The organism is Thermotoga sp. Cell2, from assembly GCF_000789375.1.
GTDB lineage: Bacteria > Thermotogota > Thermotogae > Thermotogales > Thermotogaceae > Thermotoga > Thermotoga petrophila.
In genome coordinates, this window is record NZ_CP003409.1 from 884,933 (window position 1) to 897,192 (window position 12,260).

Here is a 12,260-nt window from a genome sequence, read left to right on the forward strand (position 1 = left end):
GTGGTAAAATATCAAGACAGAGGTGGTGATTTTGAGTCCGGAGAAGTTTCTGCTAAGGTACGCTAAAAAATACTGGTATCTTTTTCTTGTAGGAACTGTACTATCTCTGATTCTCACAGTGATGGAAATCCTCCCACCCCGTTTGATGAAAACGGCGATAGATAAGTTTCTTGTGGAAAGTACTTTATCTTCGTTTGAGCGTTTGAACGGCATTGTAATAACGGCCTTTATAATTTTAGGAATTCGCGTCCTTTCCTTTCTGGTGGGGTTTGCGAGTTCTTATGTAACAGGGTATGCAGGCTCAAAGATAGTCCTTCTGATGAGAAAAGACGTGTTTTCCCATGTCATTTCACTTCCGTATTCTTTTTTCACAGGAATACCTTCCGGAGTAGTTACCACCAGGATCGTTAACGACACACAGAATATCCAGGAGTTCTTCTCTTCTGTTGTGACCAGTGTGATTATGGATGTTCTCCTTTTGGGAGCGGTCGTTGTTTCTCTCATTCAGCTCAGTCGAGAGCTTTTTGGCCACGTCTATTACCTTTTGCCTTTGATCGTCATTTCGATCCTCCTGTTCAGATACTTCGACAGGAGGGCTTATCGCAAGGTCAGAACCAACCTCGCCCGCCTCAACGCCTTCCTGGCAGAGCACATAGCAGGTATCAACGTGATAAAAATCTTGAATCTGGAAAAACACAAAGAAAAGGAGTTTTCCACAGTGGCCACAGAGTATTACAGATCTCTGATGGAACAACTCTACGTTTTCGGAGTCTTTCGTCCTCTCATGGATTTTCTTTACTTTCTGGGAGTGAGTCTTGTTTTGTGGTACGGTGCCAGGTATATCGCGAATAAAACCCTTGGATTCGGTTCTCTGTACGCTTTTGTATCTTACCTCGATATGTTCTTCAGGCCTCTCAGAGACCTTTCCGAAAAGTACGATATAATCCAGAACTCCATGGCATCCTCCGAGAAAATTTTGAACCTCTTAAAAGAAGAACCAGAGGTCATAGGAAATCCAAATGGACCGAATGAAATATCGAAAGGTCGTGTTCGTTTTGAGAACGTGTGGTTTTCGTACGACGGAAAGAACTGGGTGCTGAAGGACATAAACTTGGATTTTCAACCAGGGAAACTGTACGCGATAGTGGGAGAAACAGGTGGTGGGAAATCCACTCTCATGAGCCTGATAAACGGTCTTTATATACCGCAGAAGGGAAATATATTCATCGATGAGATTCCGCTTCTGGAGTACAATTTAAAACTTGTGAGAAAACAGATAGCAGCTGTACCGCAGGATGTTCTGTTGTTCAGCGGAACGATCCTCGATAACATCAGGCTTTTCGATGAGAGCATACCAGAAGAACGAGTTCTCGAAGCACTGAAAAGAGTCCATGCTCTGGATATAATAGAGAGGTTACCCGGAGGTGTTTACTACGAAATAGTCGAAAGAGGAACCACTCTCTCAGCAGGCGAAAGGCAACTCATAGCGCTCGCAAGAGCCGTTTTGTTTGACGCGAAGATCTTCATTCTTGATGAAGCGACGAGCAACGTGGATGTTATAACAGAGACGAAGATTCAGGAGGCTTTAGAAGAGCTTTCAAAAGACAGGACAGTGATAATGATCGCACACAGACTCTCTACTGTGAAAGACGTCGATGAGATAGTGGTAGTCCACAATGGTAGGATTGTAGAGAAAGGCAATCACTATGAACTGTTAGAGAAGAGAGGATTTTACTACAACCTTTACAAGATACAGTTCGAAAATGCGTAGGGAGGGAAAACAATGGACAGATCAGAAAGATTGATTCAACTCATCTCCGAAAAAGAAGCAGACGCTTTTCTGATAATGAACATAGAAAACTCTGCCAGGGCATCTTCAGTTTACTTTTCCGGATTCACCGGATCTTTTTCCATCATTCTCATCTCCGAAAACACAAGGCTTCTCATAACCGACTCCAGATACACAGTTCAAGCCAAGCAGGAAACGGATTTCGAGGTGAGGGAAGTAAAAGGTGGGGATTTCATTGATGTTCTCAAAAAAACGGTGAATGATCTGAAAATAAAAACGATTGCTTTGGAAGAAGAAAGGGTTTCTCTTTCACTTTTCCGGAGGATTTCGAGTGCCTTTGGAGATAGAAAGTTCATAGGAATAGATGATGAAGTCAAGCAGATGAGGATGGTGAAAGACGAAGGAGAAATCGAGAAGATAAAACAGGCAATAGAGATCTCTGAAAGAGCCTTCCTCGAAACGGTACAGCAGATCAGAGCTGGAATGACAGAAAAAGAGATCGCCGCCCTTCTCGAATACACGATGAGAAAAGAAGGAGCGGAGGGTGTAGCTTTTGACACCATAGTGGCTTCAGGCTGTAGATCCGCTCTTCCGCACGGTAAAGCCTCAGACAAAGTAGTTGAGAGAGGGGACGTGATTGTGATAGACTTCGGGGCCACATATGAGAATTACTGTGCTGATATCACCCGTGTTGTTTCCATAGGAGAACCATCCGACGAAGTAAAGGAAGTTCACAGTATAGTTCTCGAAGCACAGGAAAGGGCTCTCAAAATTGCAAAGGCAGGTGTGACGGGAAAACTACTCGATTCGGTTGCCAGGGAATTTATACGGGAAAAAGGTTACGGTGAGTTCTTCGGACACAGTTTGGGACACGGGATAGGCCTCGAAGTACACGAAGGACCAGCCATCAGCTTCAGAAACGATTCTCCACTTCCAGAAAACGTTGTTTTCACCGTAGAACCCGGAATTTATCTGGAGGGAAAGTTCGGTATAAGGATAGAAGAAGACGTGGTCTTGAGAGAGCAGGGCTGTGAAATACTCACTACTCTGCCGAGATCTATCTTCGTCGTCTGAGATCTTCCAGTAGTTCTCTCACTGTCTTTCCCATCACAGGATGGATTAAATCTGGAGCTATCTCGCACAGTGGTTCCAGGACAAACGTTCTGTTGTGCGCATCGGGATGGGGTATTATGAGGTCTTCTTCGCTGAGAACAAGATCTTCATAGAATACGATGTCGAGATCGATGATCCTGGGTCCCCACCGTATCGTTCTCACTCTTCCCATGTTTCTCTCTATTTGAAGAAGTGTATTCAGCAGTTCGTGAGGAGAAAGCGGTGTTTGTGCGATACAAACCGCGTTCAGGAACCTCGGTTGATCTTCGTAGCCGTATGGTTCTGTTTCGATTATGGAGGATACTGTTTCTACCTTTATATTTCTCTTGTTCATTTCCTCAAGGGCTTTTTCTATGTTTCTCTGCCTGTCACCGAGGTTGCTTCCAAGCGCTATTACAACCTTTGCCAGAGTATCGCCTCCATCATTCTTATCACCCTCTTGTTAGGGAGGACATCGTGTACCCGAATTATATCTACTCCTTTCATCGTGCAGTACGCGGTGACCGCAAGAGTACCTTCAAGTCTTTCTTCGGGGGGCACGTTTCCCAAGGTGATTCCTATGAAAGATTTTCTTGAAGCACCTATGAGGATGGGCAGTTTTAACTCTTTGAATTCGTCGATCCTTCGAAGAATTTCGAGGTTGTCTTCGTATCTTTTTCCAAACCCGATACCCGGGTCCAGAACGATCTGGTTCACACCTTTTTCTTTTAGATACTCTATTTTTTCTGTGAAGTACTCTTTTATCTCCTTCACCACATCTTCGTAATGAGGATTTTCCTGCATCGTCTTTGGCGTTCCTTTTATGTGCATGAGAACGTAAGGGACGTTGTTTTCAGAAACTACTCTGACGATATCCGGTTCGAATTGATAACCGCTGATATCGTTTACGATATCCGCTCCGGCTTCAAGAGCTTTCAAAGCCACCCTCCACCTGTATGTATCTACGGAAATCGGAACGTCGGTTATCGATCTGATCGCTCTTATCACGGGAATCACTCTGTTCAATTCTTCTTCCTCATCGACGGGATCTGATCCGGGACGGGTGGACATTCCTCCCACGTCTATTATGTCAGCACCTTCTTCTATCATCTTCTTTGCGGTTTCCACCGCTTCGAGTACGCTCTGTTTTCTGGAATCAGCGAAGAAGGAGTCCGGTGTGACGTTTATTATTCCCATAACCATCGTTCTTCCAAACTCGATCTTTCTGTTCCATGGAGTTGTGTAAACCACGTTTCATCCCTCCAGAACGAAATCTCCTTTTTCTACACAGGCGAACGCGTTGTGGTTGTGTATGCTTTCCATACTTTCCACGTAGACTCTGTACCAGGTGATCCTTGGATCTTTCTCCAGTTCCAGTGCCACGTCTCTTGCCACATCCTCTACGAATCGGGGATTCTCATAAGCCTTTTCCGTGACGAACTTTTCGTCCGGCCTCTTCAGCAGGGTGTAAAGAGGAGAGCTTGCGTTTTTCTCCGCTATTTCTACCAGATCTTCGAACCAGATGAACTTTCTGGTTTTCACCGTTATTTCAACGAAAGCCCTCTGGTTGTGAGCACCGTAATCGCTGATCTCTTTTGAACACGGGCAGAGTGTGTGGACAGGTGTTCTGACCCCAATTTTGAAAGAAAAATTCTTCTCCTTTTCTGCTTCAACGAAGCAGTCCACTTTCAACGGCGATTTCTTTCTGGAAACAGGAGACTCCTTCCATATGAAGTAAGGAAAGTGGATCTCCAGGTGTGCCCTCTTTGCTTCCATGATTTCTATGAGATCATCCAGAATCTCTTCGAAGATTTGAGGAGTTATCACTTCCAGTTTGTTTAGAACTTCTATGAATCTGCTCATGTGTATTCCTCTTTTTTCACGGTGAAGATCCACTGAACAGCTAATCTGAGCAACGGTGGACTGGTATCCATCTTCCTTGAGAATCACCTTGAGAGGCCAGTGCAGATCTTTTATTCCCACCTTTTTTAGAGGGACCATCCTTGGGTCTTTTTCGTTCTGAACATCCTTCAAACCTTCTCACCCCTGTACACAACACCGCTCGTTTCTGTCTCCCACAGTTCTATCTCGTGGAGCCTGACACCGCGTTTTTCCATCTCTTTTGAGAGCTGATCCCATATCCATATCGCTACTCTTTCCGTGGTGGGCTGGTCGAACATGTCGTTGAGATACGAGTGATCGAGTTTAGAAATAACCAGCTCTTCGACGATTTTTTTCAGCTCGGCAAAATCCATGACCATCTCTTCTTCGTTCAGAGGACCTTCTATCTTAACAACGAGTCTGTAGGTGTGACCGTGGAGTCTCTCACACTTTCCAAGGTACCTGGTCAGATTGTGTGCGGCTTCAAAAGAAAATTTCTTCACCAAGATCATGCTCTCACCTCTAAAGAACGTAATCTCCGAATTTTTCGACCACTCTATTCACAAACGTTCTGATCTCTTTTCTAATCTCTCTTCCCACCTCTATACTGCTGAGATCGAAGTCTTCCAGGGATGATTCAAGTAACTCGAAGGCTTCTTGAGATAACTTCTTTTTCTTCACTTCTTCGCGCACCATGCTCAGGGCTTTTTCCACGGTGTTCGCAGGTCTGTAAGACCTTTCCTCTAAAAGTGCGCTGAACACGTCGGCAACCTGGATTATTTTATCTTCAAGGGTCATTTCTTCCCCTTTCAGTCTAAAAGGATAGCCATAACCGTCGAGCCTCTCATGGTGCCTTACCGCGGGTAAGAACCAGTTTTCATCTTTGTAGGGGAGAAGGATGAGATAGGAGAAATAGACGTGCTTTTTCATAATAGCGTATTCTTCATCACTGAGTTTTGCTGGTTTTTCGAGAATTTTGTAACTCACGCTGATTTTACCAATGTCGTGGTACAGACCAGCGATGAAGAGATCCTCACTGTTTCTGCCAGCTTTTTCTGCCATTTTTTTTGAGAAGACTGCGACTCTCCAGGTGTGGCTGGTGGTGAATTCGCTTTTGGTATCCACGATGAAAGATACGATTTTCCCAATTTGAATCAGGTCTTTCTTGTCACAGTCCGGACAATTTCTTACGTGGTCATTCAGCAAGTCTGTAACATCGTATCCTGCAAGAATATTCTCAAGTTGCCACTGGACAAACTCCATGTTCAGAACCTCTCTGCATGCTTCGAACACCTCCGGAAAGAAGAAGCTCTTCATATCTTCAAGAGCTATGAGGATATCTCTGGGTGAAACGTCTAAATTGACCATTGTGTATCTTGAAACCTGGTCCGAGATGAAGACGATGTTGGAGATCAGATTCTCTTCTGTTTTGTCCAGGTACGAGGCGGGGAAATGATGTTTCAAAACGATGGGGGATATGGGCTTCAGTTTCTCGACGTAATCGGTGATGAAGCTTCCAAGAATGCTGTGAAGGTGAAGGGGTTTGCCCGGGGTGTCCCGCACGATAACGAAAGTGTCGTCTATTTCATCCAGCAGCGTTTTCCCTTCGTATGGCAGAATCAGTCCCAGATCGTGGATCAATCCAGATAAGAATGAAACGTTGGAATCAAGATTCATTTTTTCTGCGATCTGAGCGGAAAGAAAAGCGACCTGAAATGAGTGTCTTCCCAGCGAAGGGATCGTTTTTAATAAATTAATCAACATCTGTATCATTGTTTTTCACCTCGATTGAATTTTAAAACAGACAGAATTTCGTTCAACAGAGAGTTACGATTTTTCTCGTTCGGCTCAAAGATGACGACATCATTTCTGTTTTTGATCTTTTCTACGAATGGATCGCTCGATTTCTTGATTGTGGCTACCACATCTTTCTCGCTGTCGAAGATTTTTTCGACTACCTCCCGGAATTTCCTGGATAGGAGTTCCATCTTTCCTATCTCGTCTATAATGATCAGATCTTTCTCCTGAAAGGCTCTTTCGAGCGATCTTACACCGATTTCTTCCAGGTCTTTTAGATTCACGTAGTATTTACCCACTCTGTATGGAGAAGGGAGGTCTGTTCTTGCTAATATTCCTTCCTCACCATCTAAGGTGATGATCTTGAAACCGATTCTTTTTCCGTCCTCTCTCATCTCTTCAGTGTAAAAGCCCCCTGCGTTCTGCAGGAGGCGTGATAGTTTCTTGATTAAAGTGGTTTTCCCGACACCTGGCCTTCCGGTGATCAGTATTTTCATTTTAACTCAACGCTGTTCAAAATCCTTTCAAACAGACTTTCCAATCTCTTGAAGTCCTCTTCCGGAGCATAGAAACCCATGTAGAGGTACTGTCCATCTTTCTCTGGGAACTGGACAATCCAGTAGGTGAAATTCTGTCCCGTCTGGTAATCCGGCATGGATGTCTCTATGAAGTTAACCTCGTAATTCGGGGTTTTGTAAACCTCACCGTTGAGTGGTTCTGTTTCGTAATGTGCTTCTGCGAAGATCAGATTTGCAATGTCCAATATGAAGTAATGCACTCCTTCAGAAAGCTGGTAATAGGTGTAAGCGGGAACGTTCAATTTGAAGGTTTCTGTTTCGATCGTTTTCATTTCTGGTTCCTGAACCACTTTAAAAGAACTTTCATCGAGTTTCTTTCCGTCCGCGTAAACCACTACTTTCCAGTTACCGAACACATTTTCTCCGAATCCGTCGGTTGCCATCCAGCCCCACACGCTGTCGTAATAGTCGTAACCCGTTTCTATCGTTGGAGCAACGACGTAATAGACGGTTTCCTTCAGATTTCCATCTGGATCGTACCATTCCCATTTGAATATATGGGAGTTTTCGAATGGCTTTGTCGCGCTCCACATGACGATTCGTTTGTCAAAAGGTGTGAACGCAGTGTCTGTAGCGAAAGGTGTGTTTTCGTAAACGCTTCTGCAAAGGAGAGATTCTGTAACGGACACTTCTTCCGCCGTGGAGCTTTCGAATTCTCCGGAGACGTTTTCAAAGATCACAGTGGTTCCTTCCAGCGAGTAGAACGGATCTTCCGAGCTGGAGAACAACAACTGCAGTTTCCCTTCTACGAACTTTCCGTTGAAGGCACCATCCCAGAACCAAGACGGTCCCACGCTGCCGGTCGAGTCTGATTTTTTCCACCATCCAAAGATACTGTTTTCGATCACTATTCCTTCCAAGGTTTTCTCTCCAAAAGATCCTTCGAAGTGATTGCCGTTCTGGTACATCTCAAGCGTTCCATCCTGCGAGCTCCACCTACTGAATTTGAATCGTTCGTTCAGATCGATGCTTGAGAGGATCTTCTCCAGAGTCTTTAAATCCTCGTCTGCAGGTTCTCCGGCCACAAAACTCCAGAAAACGAGATCTCTCATTCCGAGTGGAAAGACCTGAACGTTGAAAGAAAGGTTGTTTCCCTCAAATTTGTAGTATCTTCCCTTGAATCCTTTCCACTCTGTCTCACCCTGGTCGACGAGAGATGCATCCTGAGATAGTCCATAGACAAGCGCTTCTTCAACACCTGCGTCGTAGATGAAAAACACACCGACTCCCTGATTGAGTGTCTGACCATCACCCACTCCCTTGAAAACTCCGGTCGAGTTGAGACCAAGTGGGGGTGTTTCCTGCCAGTCTGACGGTTGCTGCCAGCTAATAGGGCCGAAAGATCGGGAGACCCATTCCTGGGGCATTCCAAGGACCGCTAAAAGAACCAAACTGATCAAAACAAGTTTTCTCACAATAAGACCTCCTCATAAAGTTTGCCACCTCTATTAAACCACTTTTCACTTCAAATCACAAGCCACCTTCACGAGTTCGTATTTTCTCGTTCCAAGACCGATCTCTTCAGCGTATTCGAGCTGTGTCTTCCAGGTTACATCTGGGTGAACCTCAAGGAACGGATCTTTGCCCGTTTTTTGAAGGACAAGATCGATACAGGCCTGGTCCAGGGCGACCGGATCTGTACTGACCGCGATTCCTATATCGGGAGCCACGGGAGGTTTGTTCATGTTCCAGCAATCGCAGTCTGGAGAGATGTTCATGATGAACGAAATGAAGACCGCTTTCTTGTCTTTGAGAACCGCTTTTGCGTATTCAGCCATCTTTTTACTCAAAGAGTCAGTCGAGCTGTCCCATTTTGGAGACATGGCACCGTAGGAACACATGGCGATACACTGTCCACAGCCGATACACTTTTCGTAATCGATCTTTGCCACTTTTGTGACGGTGATTGCTCCAACCGGGCAGAACTTCGCGCATGTTCCACAGGCGACACACTTTTCTTCAACCACGTACGGTTTGGATTCGGAATGTTGTTCCATCTTTCCAGCTCTGGATGCACTTCCCATTCCAACGTTCTTTATTGTTCCTCCAAAACCTGTCGCTTCGTGCCCTTTGAAATGTGTTACAGCGACTATCGCATCTGCCAGGGCTATCGCTGCACCTATCTTCGCTTCTTTTACGTAGTTTCCATCTATTTTCACCTTTATCTCATCTGAACCCCTGAGACCATCCGCGATGATCACAGGAGCCCCTGTCACCTCGTAGGTGAAACCGTTCAGGTAGGCATTTATCAGATGATCCACAGCGTTCGATCTGTGGCCGGTGTAGAGCGTGTTCGCGTCGGTGAGGAAAGGTTTTCCACCCAGTTTCTTGATCTGGTCCACAATGATTTTCACGTACTGGGGTCTTATGAATGCGAGGTTTCCGTATTCACCGAAATGGAGTTTTACAGCCACGAACTTGTCTTTTTCGATGATCTTTTCCAGTTCCACTTTCTTCAAAAGAAGTTCTAACTTTTGAAGCATGTTCATGTTTGGGTTGGTCGTCATGTCTGTGAAATAAACCTTTGCTGGCATGTGAATCCCTCCTTTTTTGAGAATTAAAAAGAGAGCCCAGCAGGGCTCTCTTGAGGTATATGATTTTTCACTTAAATTCTACCACAACTATCTACTTTGTTCAAACAGCCACTCTACGACTTCCTGACTTTCGTAGGCAGGTATCCACGATCCGTGTGGATCCCACCCGTGTTTCTCCATGAATCCTTTTTCGTACTCGGTGTACCTGACTTTTCCACCTATCTCTGAAAGTTTTTTCACCAGTGTGCGTGAATTTTCTACCGGAACAATCGGATCGTCTTCCGCATGGAACACCCAGACGGGAATATCTTTTATCCTCTCAACCTTACTGACATCTCCTCCCCCGCATATCGGTATTGCGGCTGCAAAGAGATCAGGAAAATTCATAATAGCGCTCCAGGTGCCGTAACCTCCCATCGAAAGCCCGGTGATGTAGATTCGATTCTCGTCTATGTTGTATTCATCGAGGAGTTTCCTGATGATCTTTATGACAGCAAGAAGAGGTTTCTCTGGATTGAAAGGATTTGCCCTGTCGGTGAACAGGGTGGACCAGCTGCTGTTTGGAGGACACTGCGGTGCGAGAACAAAACACGGATGAACCACCTGGTATCTCGGCTGAGCCCAGACAACCGCTCCACGGTTTCCGGCGACCTGTAGATAGTTGTCTGTTCCCCTTTCTCCCGCTCCGTGCAGGAAGACAACTAACGGGTATTTTCTGTCAGGATTCACATCTTTCGGGACGAACAATCTGTAGGGTATCTCAACACCTGTTTCCGGATCTTTGAAAGTGAATGCAAGGAAATCATCGATGATGAGATGTTTCTCATCTGTCTGCTTCGATGTAAAGGGTTCTACTTTGTTTCCATTCACATCAAAAATGGGAACGAGCTGTGAGACGATGTAGTCCAGCTCCATACGGGTGTTGAGAAAGTTAGGTCCGAAGACAAAAGTATTTGAGTGTAAATCCTCAGGGGAGAGTTCCAGAACAACATACTTCCCACGGTTGTTGAAAATGCTGAAAGAGGGATCTCTATTGTCGTTTGCGTAAACCTTTGTAATCGTTCTTGAAGAGTATGTCTCACCAGTTTTTACTTTAACAGAGAATTGATCCGTTGAGAGTTTCCACCCATCGATTTCAACGGGATACTCGATTACAGCTGCACAGACTTTTTCACCTTCCGGGAAAACTTTGGTAATGAGAGAAACCTTCATAATCATCCCTCCTTTGTCTCAAAAATGATATCATCCATCGAATAGCCTCCGAAAATGAATTCAGTTGTAACTTAAAGAAAACATGAGAATTCAAACGATAATTCTAAATAATTCTACATATTTGTCTGTAAATTCTGAAAATGCCCATTAATCGTGTTTGTATTTTCTGAAACCAATCGCTATAATTTCTTTCTGAGGAAGATACAAAATTCATCGGGAGGCATTTTCGTGCACAAAAAACTCAATCCCAGATCCATGAAACAGGAAAACAAAAGAATGATCTTGAGATACCTGATAGAAAGTGGTCCACACAGTAGAGTTGAGATTGCAAAAAAGACGGGTCTTGCTCAGAGTGCGATCTGGAGAATCGTTGAGGAGTTGATTAACGAAGGTTTAATAGAAGAAAAAGGGATGGCAACGGGCCGAAGAAGACGGGCTGTGACATATGGGCCTACAAGATCGTTTGTCACAGCGATCATATACAACGTGGAAGTTCTTGAAACACTTGTGGCCGTAGGTTTCCTGGATGGAACCTGGAGAATTGTGGAAAGGTTTCCCACTCCAAGGGTATTTGAAGAATTCAAAGAAAAAGTGAAGGAATCTTACGAGAACATCCTCAGAACCCATACACTGAACGAGAGCATCTCAAAGCTGGTGTTTTCGCTTCCAGGAATAGTGAACACTGAAAAGAGACTGTTGATCCATGCACCGAACCTTGGCTGGAGAGATGTTGATTTTCAAAAGGAGTTCGAAGGTTTGGGGTTCGATGTGATGGTAGAAAACGATTCAAATCTTTCCCTTCTTGCTGAGGAGTTCTTCTCTCAGGATGTGAAAAGCTCCAGTGTTTCATTCTTTCTCTATTTTGGTGAAGGTATCGGCGGTGCGATTTCGGTGAATGGAAGTATCGTCAGAGGAAAGAACTTCGCCGCTGGGGAAATAGGGCACGTCGTTCTGGATATCTCCAGTAACAGGGAGGTGGAGGATTTTCTCTCCATATCGAAACTCATCGCCGAGGTGGAAAAAAAGGTAAATCTGCAAGGTGAGTTTCTCGAAGAGAAATTTCGCTACCTCAAAAGGTTGTGGTTTTCTGGAGAAGAACGCGTGAGAAAGATCATGGATAATTACCTTCGCTGTGTGGCAGTTGTTTTGAAGAACGTGATCTACTTTTTGAACCCGGGTGTTATTGTTCTCGGAGGCATAGTGAACGACCTCTGGGAAACGTTTGGCTCTTTCATAAAGAAAGAGCTTGAGAAGATAACAGACAGAGAGATCGCCGACGTTCTCATAAGAGACACGATCTTCAAGGAAGTAGCACCATCTCTTGTTGGCGGAAATGTACTGGTGATAGAGGAATTTTTGAAAAGTGTGGGTTAACTC

At 44.7% G+C, this 12,260-nt stretch carries 12 protein-coding genes; 3 read left to right on the forward strand and 9 right to left on the reverse strand.

Annotated features, from left to right (window positions below; genetic code table 11):
- The first annotated feature begins 31 nt into the window (after positions 1-31).
- Positions 32-1,771 carry an ABC transporter ATP-binding protein gene (locus CELL2_RS04490; protein ID WP_038033247.1) on the forward strand — a complete coding sequence of 580 codons (1,740 nt, stop codon included), beginning with the start codon at positions 32-34 and terminating at the stop codon, positions 1,769-1,771.
- Between the two features lie 12 nt (positions 1,772-1,783).
- The gene (locus tag CELL2_RS04495) at positions 1,784-2,863 is read left to right on the forward strand and encodes a Xaa-Pro peptidase family protein (protein ID WP_038033248.1); all 1,080 of its coding nucleotides are present in this window, start codon (positions 1,784-1,786) and stop codon (positions 2,861-2,863) included.
- On the opposite strand, the gene folK is transcribed toward CELL2_RS04495, so the two are convergent.
- The 9 genes from folK to CELL2_RS04540 form a co-directional block, all read right to left on the reverse strand.
- Positions 2,847-3,311, reverse strand: a complete 465-nt coding sequence (gene folK, locus CELL2_RS04500) for a 2-amino-4-hydroxy-6-hydroxymethyldihydropteridine diphosphokinase (RefSeq protein WP_012310812.1) — start codon at positions 3,309-3,311, stop codon at positions 2,847-2,849. The genes CELL2_RS04495 and folK overlap by 17 nt on opposite strands.
- Complete coding sequence (gene folP / locus CELL2_RS04505; protein WP_004082506.1) at positions 3,296-4,132, reverse strand: dihydropteroate synthase; 837 nt, start codon at positions 4,130-4,132, stop codon at positions 3,296-3,298. Before folP ends, folK begins: the two co-directional genes overlap by 16 nt.
- Before the next feature lie 3 nt (positions 4,133-4,135).
- Complete coding sequence (gene folE2 / locus CELL2_RS04510) at positions 4,136-4,915, reverse strand: GTP cyclohydrolase FolE2 (protein WP_004082504.1); 780 nt, start codon at positions 4,913-4,915, stop codon at positions 4,136-4,138.
- Positions 4,912-5,274, reverse strand: a complete 363-nt coding sequence (gene queD, locus CELL2_RS04515) for a 6-carboxytetrahydropterin synthase QueD (protein ID WP_004082502.1) — start codon at positions 5,272-5,274, stop codon at positions 4,912-4,914. Before queD ends, folE2 begins: the two co-directional genes overlap by 4 nt.
- A 10-nt stretch (positions 5,275-5,284) precedes the next feature.
- On the reverse strand, positions 5,285-6,535 hold the full coding sequence (locus CELL2_RS04520; protein ID WP_038033250.1) for an HD domain-containing protein: 1,251 nt from the start codon (positions 6,533-6,535) through the stop codon (positions 5,285-5,287).
- Positions 6,532-7,056: an NTPase gene (locus tag CELL2_RS04525; RefSeq protein ID WP_038033251.1), complete on the reverse strand. Its 525-nt coding sequence runs from the start codon at positions 7,054-7,056 to the stop codon at positions 6,532-6,534. The genes CELL2_RS04520 and CELL2_RS04525 overlap by 4 nt, the downstream gene beginning before the upstream one ends.
- On the reverse strand, positions 7,053-8,552 hold the full coding sequence (locus CELL2_RS04530; protein WP_038033252.1) for a hypothetical protein: 1,500 nt from the start codon (positions 8,550-8,552) through the stop codon (positions 7,053-7,055). The genes CELL2_RS04525 and CELL2_RS04530 overlap by 4 nt, the downstream gene beginning before the upstream one ends.
- A gap of 45 nt (positions 8,553-8,597) precedes the next feature.
- Positions 8,598-9,671: a DUF362 domain-containing protein gene (locus CELL2_RS04535; RefSeq protein ID WP_029683123.1), complete on the reverse strand. Its 1,074-nt coding sequence runs from the start codon at positions 9,669-9,671 to the stop codon at positions 8,598-8,600.
- Between the two features lie 87 nt (positions 9,672-9,758).
- The gene (locus CELL2_RS04540; protein WP_235231288.1) at positions 9,759-10,883 is read right to left on the reverse strand and encodes a prolyl oligopeptidase family serine peptidase; all 1,125 of its coding nucleotides are present in this window, start codon (positions 10,881-10,883) and stop codon (positions 9,759-9,761) included.
- Between the two features lie 228 nt (positions 10,884-11,111).
- Here CELL2_RS04540 and CELL2_RS04545 point away from each other — a divergent pair, with 228 nt between their 5' ends.
- Positions 11,112-12,257, forward strand: a complete 1,146-nt coding sequence (locus CELL2_RS04545; RefSeq protein WP_039446212.1) for an ROK family transcriptional regulator — start codon at positions 11,112-11,114, stop codon at positions 12,255-12,257.
- Positions 12,258-12,260: the final 3 nt, after the last annotated feature.